At 41.0% G+C, this 15641-nt stretch carries 13 protein-coding genes; 4 read left to right on the top strand and 9 right to left on the bottom strand.

What is annotated here, in order from left to right; all coding sequences use genetic code 11:
• Positions 1 to 82: 82 nt before the first annotated feature.
• Positions 83 to 3094: a hypothetical protein gene (locus tag HMPREF2086_RS06820; protein WP_023928053.1), complete on the bottom strand. Its 3012-nt coding sequence runs from the start codon at positions 3092 to 3094 to the stop codon at positions 83 to 85.
• A 264-nt stretch (positions 3095 to 3358) separates the two neighbouring features.
• Here HMPREF2086_RS06820 and HMPREF2086_RS06815 point away from each other — a divergent pair, with 264 nt between their 5' ends.
• Positions 3359 to 5518 carry an extracellular solute-binding protein gene (locus HMPREF2086_RS06815; protein WP_023928052.1) on the top strand — a complete coding sequence of 720 codons (2160 nt, stop codon included), beginning with the start codon at positions 3359 to 3361 and terminating at the stop codon, positions 5516 to 5518.
• 276 nt (positions 5519 to 5794) lie between these two features.
• Here the strand turns inward: HMPREF2086_RS06815 and HMPREF2086_RS06810 are convergent, their stop codons facing one another.
• The 8 genes from HMPREF2086_RS06810 to HMPREF2086_RS06780 form a co-directional block, all read right to left on the bottom strand.
• Entirely contained in the window at positions 5795 to 6259 is a 465-nt protein-coding gene (locus HMPREF2086_RS06810) for a DUF4156 domain-containing protein (protein ID WP_023928051.1), read from the bottom strand.
• Between the two features lie 262 nt (positions 6260 to 6521).
• Positions 6522 to 6716: a hypothetical protein gene (locus HMPREF2086_RS11595; RefSeq protein ID WP_148374482.1), complete on the bottom strand. Its 195-nt coding sequence runs from the start codon at positions 6714 to 6716 to the stop codon at positions 6522 to 6524.
• A 205-nt stretch (positions 6717 to 6921) separates the two neighbouring features.
• On the bottom strand, positions 6922 to 7917 hold the full coding sequence (locus HMPREF2086_RS10865; protein ID WP_023928050.1) for a phosphoribosyltransferase: 996 nt from the start codon (positions 7915 to 7917) through the stop codon (positions 6922 to 6924).
• A gap of 60 nt (positions 7918 to 7977) precedes the next feature.
• Positions 7978 to 8646: a dTMP kinase gene (locus HMPREF2086_RS06800; protein WP_023928049.1), complete on the bottom strand. Its 669-nt coding sequence runs from the start codon at positions 8644 to 8646 to the stop codon at positions 7978 to 7980.
• 48 nt (positions 8647 to 8694) lie between these two features.
• Positions 8695 to 9183, bottom strand: coding sequence for a pantetheine-phosphate adenylyltransferase (coaD, locus tag HMPREF2086_RS06795; protein ID WP_023928048.1), 489 nt, complete (start codon positions 9181 to 9183; stop codon positions 8695 to 8697).
• A gap of 170 nt (positions 9184 to 9353) precedes the next feature.
• Positions 9354 to 9647 carry a type II toxin-antitoxin system RelE family toxin gene (locus tag HMPREF2086_RS06790; RefSeq protein WP_023928047.1) on the bottom strand — a complete coding sequence of 98 codons (294 nt, stop codon included), beginning with the start codon at positions 9645 to 9647 and terminating at the stop codon, positions 9354 to 9356.
• Entirely contained in the window at positions 9640 to 9954 is a 315-nt protein-coding gene (locus tag HMPREF2086_RS06785; protein ID WP_023928046.1) for a hypothetical protein, read from the bottom strand. Before HMPREF2086_RS06785 ends, HMPREF2086_RS06790 begins: the two co-directional genes overlap by 8 nt.
• A gap of 35 nt (positions 9955 to 9989) precedes the next feature.
• A complete protein-coding gene (locus HMPREF2086_RS06780) occupies positions 9990 to 10418 on the bottom strand; it encodes an acyl-CoA thioesterase (protein ID WP_408605734.1) in 429 nt (142 codons plus the stop codon).
• Between the two features lie 272 nt (positions 10419 to 10690).
• Here HMPREF2086_RS06780 and galE point away from each other — a divergent pair, with 272 nt between their 5' ends.
• From galE to HMPREF2086_RS06765, 3 genes are all read left to right on the top strand, one after another.
• Positions 10691 to 11734, top strand: a complete 1044-nt coding sequence (gene galE / locus HMPREF2086_RS06775) for a UDP-glucose 4-epimerase GalE (protein WP_023928044.1) — start codon at positions 10691 to 10693, stop codon at positions 11732 to 11734.
• A gap of 193 nt (positions 11735 to 11927) precedes the next feature.
• The gene (locus HMPREF2086_RS06770; protein WP_023928043.1) at positions 11928 to 13409 is read left to right on the top strand and encodes a hypothetical protein; all 1482 of its coding nucleotides are present in this window, start codon (positions 11928 to 11930) and stop codon (positions 13407 to 13409) included.
• 168 nt (positions 13410 to 13577) lie between these two features.
• Positions 13578 to 15617 carry a GTPase gene (locus tag HMPREF2086_RS06765; RefSeq protein WP_023928042.1) on the top strand — a complete coding sequence of 680 codons (2040 nt, stop codon included), beginning with the start codon at positions 13578 to 13580 and terminating at the stop codon, positions 15615 to 15617.
• Positions 15618 to 15641: the final 24 nt, after the last annotated feature.

The following is a 15641-nucleotide window of genomic DNA, read 5'->3' as shown; positions in this document are numbered from 1 at the left end:
TAAGTCCCCCTTACCAAATGGCTACTAAATTAAGCCCCCTTACCCCACGATACAAAGCTCACTTACTCAATCTACAATGCCATTACCCATCGATATAGTAGACTTTTTTCTTAGACTTCTTTGACTTTTTAGACTTAGACTTCTTGCTTTTTTTGGACTTTTTGCCCTCTGCGATGGAGCGAGAGACTGCATTTCCGTCTTTATCAGTTACATAGTCAGTCCCGCCGAACCAATAAGCGTATTTGAAGTTTAGCGTAGTGGTTACACCGTTAAACCAATTATTTAGCGCGTTAGTGCTACTTTTGTCAAATGTGCTAGCATAGAAAAGTCCATCATAGCCGAAACTTAGCTCGTGGTTTTTCTTTATCATCCAGATAAAGTCAAATGCTAGGTTTCCATACACTGCAGGTAGAGTAATCGCAGATGTATCCTCGAAGTCTTTGCTATCACCGATTCTAAATGTAGCGTCTTGCTTATTTAGCATATTATACTTGATACCAGCTTTTAGGTTTGTGCGGAAAGTATTGCCCCACATTTTATAGTAGCGCACCGCAGCACCGATTTGAGGCAAATGCCAATAAAAGCCTTTGTAGTATTCGTGCGCACCTAGTGGCATAAAGCTTGTCCCACCTAGCGAAGCAGTAGGCTTGTTTAGCCAAGTATCAAAGGTGGATAGCATATCATAGCTTAGGCTTACTTCAGGGCTTAGGTAGCTATTGCGTTTGAAGTAGTAGAAAGTGATTCCACCTTTGACTTCTGCACCGACATTCCATAGTAGAGGGATAGATGATGCTTTTTCATTGCTTTCTAGCTTAAGGTTATAAACCCCTGTGTTAAAGTTAAATTGTGGTAAATCTACCCCACCTCTCACATTTGCTCGCAAGAATCCTTCCCAAGTCTTTGAAGTAAATGAGAAAGTCTTAAAGTAGTTTAGCCCTGCTTGCAAAGAGTGAGTTTGCACTCTAGTGGCTGCGCCTACTAGCTCGGTATCAGTATTTACAAACTCATATCCTAGATAGCCACCAAAGATTCCAGCTGCTCTTAGGTTTCGCTGCACGCCAAATACTGCACCACCTGCGTATTCCATAGCACTAGAAGCACCCAAATCCACATAGCTATGGCTAGCATAAGGAAGTGCGAAAAATCTCCAATCCCTGCGTCCTGTGTAGGGGATAAAGATTGCATCTAGTTGGTCTATTAGCTCGAAGTTATTATAGCCTTTGTCTAGATTTTGCCCTTTGGATTGCTCTAGGGTTAGTTTCGCCATTTTTTCACGCACTTTATCGACTTTGCTTTGATTTTTGCGCGTTTGCTTAGAGAATTTTGAGCTACGATTTGTCAGCCTAGATAAATCATACTGAAGCAAGCGAAGTTCTACTTCTTGATTGTAATACCTATCGCTATGGAATGTCTTAGTCGTCATCGTATCTAGTATGTTTTGCGTCATAGCATTGCGGCGGAGGCTTGACAAAGCTAGCGCGCGATACACGCTTGAGCCATAGCTTGTGGCTACATCAGCACTTAGGAGGAATCCTGTGCCATAAGCGGTAGGCTCTATACCTACACCCGGAGCACCTTGCACATGGTTTGCATTTACACCGCTTACGTTAGCACCTGTGATGATTTTGTTGTAGTAATACACTTCATTTACTCTAGCTCCTTGTCCTAGCGTGATACGCACGGAGTTGGTAGCTACACCCACAGAAGTGCTATTTTTCACATAGATATGCTCTAGGTTATTACTCCCTGCATCACTTGCTTGATTCCAAGTGCCTGATGGACTATTTATCGTAAGTGAAGCAGAGAATAGATTCAATGTGCCGACATTGAGTGATGATAAGTCATAGTTAGCGATATTTGCACTACCATATCCACCACTTCTATTACCGATGCTTAGAGTGTTTATCGTGCCTGTGCCTGTGCCTGTTATTTTAGATAGGGTAGTGCCTCCCTCGATATTTAGATTGGTTATGTTGCCACCATTTACTGTTAGAGCATTATGAAGTGTAGAGCCACTTATGGTAAGCGTGCCTATGTTACCTGCGGTATTGGTAAATGAGTTTATATTTGAGCCACTTATGTTTAGGGTATTGACATTACCAGAAGTTTTGGTATAGCTAGTGATATTTGAGCCACTTATGTTTAGGGCGGATATTGTCCCTGTTTTTGTCTCTAGGGTTGTTATCGTAGAGCCTGTTATACCCACGCCTTGATTGAAATGCCCTGTAAGGTGCAGTTCTTTTAGCCTAGTGCCACTATTTACATTTATCCTTACTCTGTTGTAGTTCAAGTCTGGGTTGCTATCGCTAGAGCCACTTTGGAATGTAAAGGAAGTGTTGCTACCATTGAAGCTATTGAAATTTACCTCTTGGTAGATGTTGGACTTGTTGAAATTCCTAACAGAAGCGATAGATGAAGTGGGGTTGTTCCACTTAGTCGTATCAAAGGTGGTGGTTATGGTTGATTCAGTCGTGCTACCGCTTAGATTCCAATAGTTTGAGCGATAGTAGGTGGGGCGGTTATACCCATCGCCGTTTTTTAGGAATTGGTCAATATTATTGGATACGCCCGTGCAATCAACCTTGCCAGCATAGCCGACATTGTTGGCATCTCCTCCGTGAGCCCAGTCGATATTCCAAGCACACTGCGCCGCTGCTATGTCTAGTGCAAGTCCTGTAAGCGCACTAGCTGTGATAAGTGATAGTGCTAGGCGTTTGGGTTTGGATGGGGTGGTTTGTTGGCTTGCGCTGTTGGCGATTTTAAAAGCCCCCTCCCTTGCGGAGGGGGTTTGGGGGTGGGTATCTTTTGCGTTAGCAGTTGCCAGCCTTGCTTGAAGTGCGGAGGTGGTATCTACCCACCCCCTAGCCCCCTCCGCAAGGGAGGGGGAACTGATTGGATTTAGCCCACTCGCAAGGGAGGGGGAACTCGTGAGGTTGTCTCTCGCAAGGGAGGGGGAACTCGTGAGGTTGTCTCTCGCAAGGGAGGGGGAATAAGTAGAATCACCACCTACAATGGAGGGGGAAACTACATTGTGCCCACCTGCTTTGTCATATTGAGGTTTCGCAGAAACCGAAATATCCAAAGGATTTTGCATTATCTGCAGAATCTTTTGAGATACTTCGGGCTACGCCCTTAAGTATGACAAAAAGTTGTAGTATGACAATTTAAGAAGTTTGTTTGAGATACTTCGCTTCGCTTAAGTATTACAAATAGCAGATTCTGCTTGCTCATTTTTAGTTGTCATATTGAGGACAAGCGAAATATCTCTATTAGATTTTGCAAAGATTTGCTAGATTTTGTTAAAAATTTGCTTGTAATTTGCTTGCTTGCATATAAATATCAAATAAATAGGATAAAAATGCCACATATCACACCGCGCCAAATGCCACTGCCACCAATGCTACCAATACCACCAATACCACCAATGTTGCAAATACCGACAACGCCACCAATGCCACCAAAGCAAAAAAATATCAAAAGATTTTTTGCTTTTTTTACGCATTTGTTTTTTGGGCGGAGGTTTGCTTCATTTTTTGCCACCCTTTTTACAACTCTTTTTACCTCGCTTTTTCCCCTCTTTTTTCCCCTCTTTTTTACGCTAGATTCTGCTAGGGCTGCGCCATATATCGCGCTAGGAGAGAGGGCAAAATACCCAAATCTAAAGCACTTTAGCTATGTAAATCCAAACGCCCCAAAAGGTGGCACGCTAAAAAGCTATGCACTAGGGAGCTTCTCCTCGCTAAATCCTTTTAGTATAGAGGGCGAGTCTGCTAGCGGGCTAGAAAATGTCTATGATACGCTTATGGCGCAAAGTATGGACGAGCCTTATGCTCAATACGCCCTAATCGCTAGTGATGTCGCTGTGGCTAGTGATAATTCTAGCGTGATTTTTACCATAGACAAAAGGGCGAGGTTTGCCGATGGGGTAGCGGTAAGTGCGCAAGATGTGGCGTTTAGCTTTGAGATGATGATAAGCAGGGCTAGTCCGCTCTATCGTCAATACTATGCAGATGTCAGGGAAGTGAGGGTTTTGGATTTTTATCGTGTGGAGTTTGTTTTTAAAACCACGCAAAACAAGGAGCTACCACTGATTTTGGGGCAGCTAAGTGTGCTACCAAAGCATTTTTATGTCAAAAATGGCAAAAACACATTTGGGGAAAATCCTCTGCAAATCCCGCTAGGAAGCGGACCATACTCGGTGAAATCCTACGAAGTAGGCAAAAAAATCATATATGAGCGAAACAAAAACTATTGGGCAAAAGACTTGCCAAGCAGGGTAGGGCAGTTCAATTTTGATACGCTTGTTTTTGAGTATTACAGAGATGATGCGGTGGCGTTGCAGGCGTTTTTGAGCCATAAGTATGATTGGCGTGTGGAGAGTGCGGCAAAGGTGTGGGCTAGGGGGTATAAAAGCAAGGCGTTGGATTCTAAGCAATTTAGCCTAAAGGCATTTCCTCATAGCTTACCTAGCGGTATGCAGGGGTTTTTTATGAATACGCGCAAGGAGGTGTTTGCAAATCCGCTTGTGCGTAGGGCGTTTATTTATGCGTTTAACTTCGAGTGGAGTAATCTAAATTTGTTTTTTTCTCAATACGAGCGCACGACAAGCTACTTTAATCACTCGATTTTTGCTAGCCCACCTTTGCCAAGCAAGGCAGAATCCGAGCTTATCAAGCAGTGTGATAGCAGGGGCGAAATCTCAAAAACGCGACTAAAAAATATGTTTGACACTCCTTATGTGATACCTAGCACGAATGCAGATTTTGACGCGACTAGCATAAACGGAGGAGTGCAAGGGCAAAATCTAACGCAAAATGGTGGGCAATCTCAAGCTAAAAATGGCGAGCAAAAAAGTGCGCAAAATCTTGCGCGACAAGCAGAGCAAAATCAATCCCCCAAAAGCCAAGTGCCAAGCCATATCTTACAAGAGAGAGAAAATCTAAAAAAAGCGCGAGATTTGCTAGAAGAAGCGGGATTTGTGATGAAAAATGGAGTGCTGCTTGACTCTAAAAGTGGCAAGCCATTGCGTTTCACGCTACTTCTAGATAATCCTGCTTTTGAGCGACTAGCTGTGCGATATGGGCGAAATCTAAAACTGCTTGGCATACAAATGCAAATCCAAAAAATAGATTCTAGTCAATACGCCAATCGAGTGAAAAATTTTGATTATGAAATGATTGTGGGGATTATCGGGCAGAGCCTTTTCCCGGGCAATGAGCAGAGGTATTTTTGGAGCAAAGAGAGTGCGAGTATGGTAGGCAGTAGGAATTATAGTGGGGTAGGGCTAGAAGTGGTAGACTGCCTCATAGAGCGCGTGATAGCAGCTCCGCATAGAGAAGCGCAGATTCTCTCTACTCACGCGCTTGATAGGGTGCTTTTGTGGGGGGACTTTGTCGTGCCTCATTATTATTTGCCAAACTTTAGGGTGGCGTTTTGGCACAATATCTCAATGCCAAAAATCCACCCGCGCTATGACTTAAGCCCGCAGATTTGGTGGGATACAAATGCTAGTGAGTAAAATCTTTTTATGTGTGGGTAGTGTGTGGGGAAGATAAATTAGCGAAGCGGTGGGATAGATTTAGGAAAATTATGGGTTTTAGATTTTTAAGTTTGGCAGGGCTTTGGCAAGTGGAGAGATAAAAAAGTGGAGAAATTAAAAAATATGTCAAAGAAAGTATAAGAAAAAAAAGAAACGCCCTGCTAGATTATGGTAAGGAGTGCTACTCTAGCAGGGCGCGAGAAATAGCAAAAATATACAAAATGTAAATTTTTGCCTACTATCTATGCGGTTTGCTTATTTTTCACCACAATCAAAGACTTGTGCGTGGATTCTTTGAGAGACTAGCACGCCATTTGTTGCACCATTTGGCAAGCCGTTTGTGCAATCCACATTTTGCCTTGCTTTGCCTACGGTGGCTATACATTTGACTTCCTCTTTTGTGATAGCTATCATCGCTCGTTTACCTTCGCCAGCGACATAAGAGGCTTCGTTTCTTAAGTCATTTATCGCCCCCTCTCTTAGCAGCTCTCTTGTCGCACCGCTTCTATCACCTACATTGTCTTTGCCCTCTACTTCGCCCAAAATCTTGCAATTATATGGTGTGCTTTTTGCCACAGTGATACCTCTAGCTTGCGCTTCTAGCTTTTTTGGCTCATAAGGTGGCTTTGGCTGTTCTCCACCACCAAACAACCCACAGCCTGTCAAAAACACCATTCCAAATGTGCAAGCACCACTGAATTTTAAAACCTTGCTAAGCATTACTAGCTCCTTTTTTAGTATTTGAGCAATTAAAGTGCAAATGCTTCTCTAACGCCCTAAAAAGCAATACTACAAAAAAAAAAAAAAAACAAATTGTTAATGTAGGTAAGTGTGGATAGATTTTGCAGGGAAGTGCAAACGGTTTTTGTAGAGTATATGGACTTTGTGAATAAGTCGCAAGGCTTGTATGGCATATATATGCCCATAGTCATTGCGAGCAAGTCGCAAGACTTGCGTGGTAAAACAAGCGAAGCGCAGTTTTTTAGCAATTCACAACGCTGTCATTATAAGACGAAGTTTCGTCATTGCGAGAGAATGAACGAAGTGAATTCTCTCGCAATGACGGGTTTATGGATTGCTTTTCGTTGTGGTTAAAGCCACTGCCTCGCAATGACGGAAAAGATACCCACCCCCAAACCCCCTCCGCAAAGGGAGGGGGTTTTTTATTTCTTGTCATACTGAGGTTTTGCAAGAAGCCGAAGTATCTCAAGTAGAATCCAATATAGATATTTAGGTTTTGTAAGAAACCCAAATATCCAAAAATACTTTTTTATAAAATCTAATCCACATTTTGTATACTTCGGGCTTAAAAGCCATTAAGTATGACAATTTGTGGAAAATTTATTAAGATTTTTGTGTGTATTGGCGTGGATTTGGAACCGTTATAGTGCGGCGTTGCAAAGGCTTAGACAAAAAAGCACTTTTAGTCCTCTTTTTTGGCAAACTTCTATCGCCTCGCCAAAGCTCGTGCCTGTGGTGATGATGTCATCGACAATGATAACACAACCTGTGTCAAAGTCTGTCGCAGAATTTGACACAGAATCTAGCGTAGATTTTCGCGCAGAATCCACACTAGAATCTAGCGTAGAATCTGCTTTTAAATCTGTCGTGGAATCTTTGGGTAAAGGCTGATTTTGCGCTGTGATAGAATCTTTTTTAAAAATTTGGCAAAATCTATCTCTAAGCATTGCGCTAAAACTACTCATAAAATCTCTCATAAAATCTTGTGCAAAATCTTTTATAAAACCACTTGCAAAATCCGCCCTAAAGCACTTACCAAAATCCACTATAAAATTTCGCTTTAAAAATCCTCCAAAACCTGCGCTATTTTTTGTGCTAGACATTCTCGCGCTAAGTGTTAGTCCGCGCTTGTTTGCTTGGCGAAATGCTAGGCTTTTCCCTGCGTAGCTTACTTGATTTGTCGCTTTTAGCTCGCCATAGATTGGCACTATTGCGCTAGATTTGTGTGAGAATTTGGCGCGATTTTGCAAGTCTTTGGATTTGCTAGATTTGACACTTGAGAGGGCAAACTCACGCACAAGCACCCCTGTGTGCGAGTAAAAGCTACGCACACAATCATCTATGCCGATTAGCTTTATTTCGCCAAAAGCGGTATTTTCTATGATTTGCCTTATAGCTTCTCTCATCGCTTTTTGAGAGAAAAAATACTCCCCTGCGATTTTGCCAAGAGCTACATAAATCCTAGAGCCTATGACGTAGTATTTCGCACTTAGTAAAAAATCAATATCACTATATGCAAAAAAGCAATACACGCTTACCCCGTTTACTTCTCGCACGCTAGGGCGAAGCGGGATAGAATCTAAGCATTTCTCACATATCACGCCCAAGCAAAATTTCGCACAAATAAGGCATTTCATAGCACAATCTCTAGCTTAAAAAAAATTCATTTAAGATTTTGCTTTGTTGGGTGGGTTGCTTTATCGGGTGGTGATAGGCTTTATCGCGGTGTGGATATGAGAGATGATTTCTTGGCTGATTGTTTCTTTTGGCTTGTCTGCATCAATGATTATGCAGTTTTTGGCGATTTTTCTGCCGAAGTGCAAAATGCGTGATTGAATCGCCATTAGATACGCGCTTCCGCGCTGCTCGATAGAATCTTGCTGTTTGCTTTGCAAGCGTTTGTTTAGCTCCTCCGCGCTCATTTTGAACGCAAAGCATATATCAGGGACTATGCCTTGAGTGCAGGCTAGATTCATCATTTCAGCGTCTTTGTGCTTGCTATAAGCGATGCCAGAGATTAGGCTTCTATCAGCGATGATTAGAGAATCTGCATTTGGCTTTATGACTTTTGCGAAATGCTCCGCCCTATCAGCAAGAAACAAAAAAAACTCCGCCTCCTCGCTAAAGGCTTGATTTTTGGCAAAATCTTTTGCCTTTTGCTTTGCGATTAGGCATTGTGGCGTTACGCACGAGCTAGTCAAAGCCATATCTTGGCTGTGGTTTTGTAGTATCATTTCGCGTAGTTTCTCTCCTAGTGCGCTTCCGCCGGGCTCTTTTGTGAAAATCGCTTGTGGGAAAGCCTCTTTTAGCACTTCTATTTGGGTGGATTTGCCACAAGTGTCGATTCCCTCTAGTGTGATATACATTTTTTTTCCTTTTTATTTTTATTTGTCGTGGTTGGTGCGCTTTGGTATTTACGCGCAAGGGATTTTGCCTGCTATGTATCCAAATACGCTAGCAGGCACAAGGTGTGAGATTTTGCCATTGTGCTCCAAAATGTTGCGCACGATAGAGGAGCTGATAAATGCGTTTTGCAGTGTCGGCATAAAGTATATGGTGTCAAGCTCGGGGTTTAGAGAGGTGTTTGTATAGCCCATTTGTAGCTCATACTCAAAGTCGCTTACCACGCGCAAACCACGAATAAGAATCCTCGCATCGTGGCTTTTGGCTAAGTCTGCTAGCAGTCCGCCAAAATCTAGGCAAGATACATTGCCAAAATCTTTTGTGGCAAGTCTAGCCATTTCTAGTCGCTCTTCTAAGCTAAAAAGTGGCTGTTTAGAAGCAGAGTGTGCCACTGCTAAAATCACTTTTTCAAATATCTCGCAACTGCGCTTGATAATGTCTAAGTGCCCGTTTGTAAGCGGGTCGAAAGTCCCGGGGTAAATTCCTATTTTGTTGCTCATTTGCGTCCTTAATGTGTCCTTCAAAATTTTGATGAAAGTTGTTTGCTTTCATTTGTGTGTAAAAAACTATGTTTTGATTTTGGGCTACTGATTTTGGTTATTTATTTTTAGGCTTTTTATTTTGCCATATTTGTTGTAAATTTTATCAAAGTGTGCTAGATAAAGCGTGCTTATAAGCCCTTGTATGTAGTATCTCCTCGTTTATCAATCTTTATAATTTCTATAATTTTAAAATTCCCATTTTTTACAATGCCGATTATGCGGTATTCTCCCACTCGCCACCGATAGCGATTGTCATCAAATCCTTGTAGATATTTTGCATTTGGCAAGGTGCAAGGATTATCACTTTTTGATAGTATGCCATACAAAAAATTAAGTATTTTTACATACTCTTTTGGTGCGGATTTTGCAAGTTTTTGTAGAAATTTGGTGTTTTTCTTGTCGATGCTTATTTTGTTATTCATCGCTATAATCTCTACTTATATCAGCTTCAAGCTCCTGTCGTAATTGCTCTAGTTCTTTAGGTGTCATTTTTTTTTCTATTTCTTTAGCAAGTTCTATCAAACCTGTTTTTTCAAGTGGCACAAAATCAGACTTTTTTGACATATTTAGGCTATCTTTGATTTTCTCTGTAAGAAAGTCGATAAGCTCATTTGCATCATTTACTTGCGTTTGGAATCTAGTGCGCTTATTTTTTGCGCTATCAAGCGAATTTAGCAGCTGCTTTGTAGTCATTTTTGAATATTTGTCGTAGTTAATCGCACTTCTCACTAGCTTGCTCCTTAAGCCTGCATTTTAGTTTGCGTTTATTTTTTCACAAGGTTGCCGCGTAGCTCGCGTCTTTTTAGGGCGTTTGCATATCGCCGTTTTTCTTCAGCACTCTTAGGGGTAAACTCCCTCATCAAAGCGGGTTTCCCATCGCTTTTTGCCACCATTGTATAATACCCACTAGCGCAATGTGCCTCGCTTCTGTCTTTGACATTTTGGGCTATGGCTTTTATGCCGACTTCACAGCTTGTTTTCCCTGTATAATTCACACTCGCATAGAGGCTAAGCAGCGAGCCTATGGGGATAGGCTGATAAAACGCGACATTATCCACACTCATCGTAACCGTGCCAATCCCACAAAATCTAGTCGAGCAAGCATAAGCTACTTGGTCAAAAAGTTTTAGCAATTCTCCTCCGTGCATCACTCCACTAAAATTTGCCATTTGTGGTGCGACTAAAATTCGCATAAGTAGGTTGTTTTCTTGCTGTGTAAAATCTGTGATAAATTCTGCGGATTTTTTTGATTTTGGGGTGGATTTTGGGCTAGATTTGGGAGTGGATTTTGTGGATTTGGTAGATTTTGAAGTTTTACTCATTTTGCACCTCATTTAGTTGTTGGATTGTCGTGCGAATCTCGCATAAACCTCACGCAAAGTTCGCATAAAGGTTGGCATTTTAACATACTTTAACTCTATTTGGCTACAATGGAGGGCAAATTTTGCAAAAAAGGTTAAAAAATATGAGACTTTTATTTACAGGTGGGAGTGGCTATATCGGCTCGCATACAGCGCGGTGCTTTTTGGCAAATACTGATGCACATATCACTATCCTTGATAATCTCTCCACAGGATTTAAGCAAAACTTTGAGTATTTGCACAAAGTTTATGGCAATCGCGTGGAACTCTTAGAAATGGATTTGGGCGATACTTCGGGTGTGGCAAAGATTTTGGAGGATTCTAGTTTTTTGGGGTGTGTGCATTTTGCTGCTTCGCTTATCGTGGGCGAATCGGTGCAAAAGCCACTGCAATACTACAAAAACAATGTCATAAACACGATAAATTTGATTGATTTGTGCGTGCGCTATGGAGTGAAAAACTTTATCTTTTCATCGACTGCGGCGGTGTATGGCGAGCCAGAGCCTAATCTTGTGCCTATCAGTGAGTGCGCACCACTAGCCCCTATAAACCCTTATGGTGCTAGCAAAATGATGAGTGAGCGCGTGCTAGAAGACACTTCCAAAATCGGTAGCATAAACTATGTCGCACTGCGCTACTTCAATGTCGCAGGGGCGTGCAGCGCAAACACTGATGAAAATCTAGCACAAGGACTAGGGCTAGGGCAAAGAAGCAAAAACGCCACTCATCTAATAAAAGTCGCCGTAGAATGTGCGGTGGGCAAAAGAAAATCTATGGAGATATTTGGGCAAGACTATGACACAAAAGACGGCACTTGCATAAGGGACTATATCCACATAGATGATTTGGCAAGTGCGCATTTGAGTGCGTTTGAGTTTTTGACAGATAGTGGCAAAAGCGAGGTTTTCAATGTGGGCTACAATCGTGGATATAGCGTAAAAGAAGTCATAGAATGTGTAAAAAAAGTAAGCGGAGTTGATTTTGTGGTAAATCCAGCCAAAAGGCGAGAGGGCGACCCATCTATGCTAATCGCAAGTAATCAAAAGCTTTTGTCCCACACTTCGTGGAAACCAAAGTATGATGACTTAGAAACTATCGTGCAAAGTGCGTATAAATGGGAGCTAGCACTAAAAAATCAATTTGACTAAATCTATGAAGCAAAAAGTAGTGTGCTAAACGCATTTGAGTGTAGACTAGTGTAATAAATATGGATTTTGTGAGTATGTTTGGTTTATCAATGTAGCCGATTTGATTTTAGTTGCTAGTGCTTTGAAGCACAGCATATTGGCTTGGCAAAATCTCATAAATCATACCCAACAAATCACTTATAAAAGGCAGGTAATGCAAAACAATCATTTGTCTATCAAGTTTGGTTTTTGTCGGCTTTTTGCGATGATTTTGATTATGCTTGTGCTAGGGTTTGATAAGTCTAGTGCAAATCCTGCCAAGCCACAAACTACAACAAGCAAAAAACAAATCAATAAAGAAGCGCAACACAAACAAGAAGCAAAATCTACAAAAAAAGATTCTACAAAATCAGCAAAATCTAACGCCAAATCTAGCCAAACTACCCAATCCAATCAAGCAAATGAAGCCACCCAAACAAATACTCCTAAGTCTAAGGCACAAAAACAAACAAAAGCCCCTAAGCAAGCCAAAACACCTAATACCAAGCAATCCCAAGCCAAGCAATCAAAAGAGGAAAAACTCATACAAAAAGAGCTAAAAAAGCAAGCAAAGCTAAAAGCCAGGCTAGAAAAAAATGCTCCACCCAAAAACCTCCTAAAGCGCAACCTAAAAAAAGCCCTAAATTTTTCGCCATTTTATGTGGGAATCCCAAGTTTTTTGGGACTTGATGAGCTAGAGAATCTCGCACAAATGAAACCACAAAGACTGCGCTCAAAGCAAGCTAGTCTAGGAGAGGAGCTAGAGGAAGTGTGTGAGGGAAGTGAGGTGGATTTCATCTGCACTAGCAAAAAGCAAGTAGAGATTTTATCCCCCCATATCAAGCTATCAAACTTCTCGCAACACTTCAAGCTATTTCCAAATACCTTGCAAGTAGAGCTAAATGCTAGCGTGTCTAGTGAAAGTTTTTTGGATAAACTTTCTTTTCATACGCTCTCGCAAAAAGGCGAGATTGAAAAGATTTTGCCCAAAGATTTTAGGGATATTTTGACGATAAAAAAAGAGGGAGCAACTATCAGCTATGACTATCGGGTGAAGTTTTCTAGCGGGGAGGGCACAGAGCTTTTGCTTGAGTTTGAGGGCAGTGCAAATAATCCACTCTATGAGCATAAAAGTTTGGCGGAGTTTTTGCTAGATTTTATGCTAAGTGTTGTCCCAAAAAGCGTGGACTACAAGGAGCTATGCCAAAATCTAAGTCGCAAAGAATGCAATCGCACCATAACGCGCAAGAAAGCCCAACTTCATATCACACTTTTTAGCCCCAAAAATCTAAAAGCTACGCTAACTTCGCAAAATTTTAGCGACACTATGTATGCTATCTATGCTATCGATGTCGCAAATAAGGCGCGTGTATCTGATAGAGAAACATACAAAAAAGACATAGAATCCACCATAACAAAAGAAAGTATAAACTTGCGCAAAGACTTAGCAAATCACAAAATGCCGATAAATACGCATAATTTCGCACTAGATTTTCTCTCTGCTTTTGGCGGGTTTTTCCTTGATAGTGAGCGACTAGGTCTTGAGATAAGCGCACAGCCACAGCCAAAAGAGAGACTGCTTTTGAGGGATTTTGTAGAGGATAGTGGGAGATTAAGGGATTTTCTAGGAGATTTGCGCTTTAGTGTGATTCGATAAAATCTAGCTATTTTTTGTGGCACGATGATGATTGTTTGGGATTAGAATCCAAAAATTAGAATATGATTTTTTAAGAATATTTTTGCGCAAAATATTTGTTCATTGTTTTTTTTTTTTTTTTTTTTGTATAAAACTTTACTTACACCATTTGGTAATTAGGAGAGTTTTATGCGATTAGAGCCAAATAAAATCTTTGACTTTGTCATAGATAAAGTAGAGGCGATGAAGTCCCACGCGCAAAGCATTAGCGATGATAGCGTGGGTGCGAGTAGCGATGAGGACGCAAGTGGCGAATCCAAAGAGCGACAAAAGCAACTTACCCAAGCAAAAGAGTTGCTACAACGCTTTGAATCTATCGCAATAAAAAGCGCGGAGGATTATAAAAGTGTCGCGGAATTTGATACTTTTACCATTGCATTTTATGGTGAGACAAATGCGGGGAAATCCACCATTATCGAAGCATTGCGCATTTATTTTGGCGAAGGAAGTAAGCAAAATGAACGCGCGAAGTTTGATAAGTTTTGCAAACAATACAAGTGGTATAATGAGGGATTTTGGGGCAAAATACTTGCATATTTTAATCCAAGCCTTAAATCAAATGCGCTTAACAATCTTTTAGGTTCTAGTGATGGTGCGATTATCGGCGATGGTAGGAAGGATTTTACAAGGCAAAATCACACTTATCATTTTAGCCATAATGGCGTAGAGTTTGATATTTTAGATGTGCCGGGCATTGAGGGCGATGAAAAAGCCGTGATAGGCGAGATTTTGAAAGCGACTAAAAAGGCGCATTGCGTGTTTTATATCACGCGAAATCCACAGCCACCGCAAAAAGGCGATAGCCCAAATGGCGAATCAAAAGACACGCAACCAAAAGGCACGATTGAGAAAATCAAAGAGCATTTAGGCGCACAGACGGAAGTGTATAGCATTTTTAACAAATCTATTAAAACCCCAAGTGCGCTTAGCGATTCAATCATTCAGCAAAGCGATGAAAACGGGCTAAATGATTTGGATAGCAAAATGCGTGATGAGCTAGGAGAGGGTTATATCGGGCGTAAAACACTAAGTGCGCTAGTGGCTTTTTGTGCGCTTGGAGAGAAAATGCCAAATGTAGAATTACTAGATGATAGCGATTTAGCGCAAAGGGTAAAGGGCTTTGCAAGGACAAGGGATAAATTTATCAATGCGTATTCCAAAGATGAGCTACTAAAAAAGAGCCTATTTTTGGACTTTGCAAATTTTATCAGCAATGATTTGGCGCAAAATATAGGCGAAAAAATCAAAAAGTCAAACTTTAAAAAAGCGCACCAAATCTTACTTGGATTAAGTGATACTTTGGATAATTTGCATAAAATCTATGGCGAGTTGTATGAAAAATGCTACAAAGAAGTGAGCGATTCGTGTAGCAATATACGGAGTATTGTGTATAATGCAAAAGAAGTGGCTTTTAAGAGTGCTTGTGATGCTGTTGTAGATAAGTTTATCAGTAAGATAAGAGAGGAAATTTACAACTATATCAATCAAAATGTCAAAGATAGTGAATTTGAGGCAAGATTCAAAAAAATCATAGAATATGAGCAAGGTGCTTTAAAATATAAATTTCAAATAGCCTTTGAAAAAGTGGAAAAAGATATTCAAAGCGATATAGAAAGGGAGCTAGTAAACTTTGAGAGGCGAATCGGCAATATCGCACAAGAATTTCAATCGCTTAGCATAAAAAATAGCTTTGATTCAAACCTAAATATTAACATTGATAGCGGAATCGATAAATGGGGACTTGTTAGCGTGGGTGCTGGTGTGGCAGGTGTGCTTGTTACAATGACAGTTGCTAATCTTTGGAATCCTGCTGGTTGGGCTGCAGCTAGTGCTTTGGTTATTACTGCACTTGTAGCGAGTGTGGCTAGTCTCGTTTTGGGTGCTTATAAATCTGTGCGTAAGGCTTTTAGCGATGATTACAAAAAGTCTCAACAGCGCAAAGCAGTCGATGAAAATCTACGAAAAATAAGCAATGAAATTAAGGGCAAAACCTACGAATCTATCTCCAAGCATATTGATGAAAATATAGCACCAAATAGAGGCAAAATCGTAAAAGCACTACAAGATAGCGTAGATAATATTAAAAGGGCAAGTGAGTATTTTAGAGCGTTGCGTGATAATGAAGTAGAGCCACTAGCAAATCAAATCAAAAATGAAGGAGGGGTTTAGTAAAAATATTTTATTTTTGGGTAA

Origin of the sequence: Helicobacter macacae MIT 99-5501 (assembly GCF_000507845.1) — a bacterium.
GTDB classification, from domain to species: Bacteria; Campylobacterota; Campylobacteria; order Campylobacterales; family Helicobacteraceae; genus Helicobacter_B; species Helicobacter_B macacae.
The sequence above is the reverse complement of the archived record's forward strand: the minus strand, read 5'-3'. Positions and strand labels throughout refer to the sequence as shown.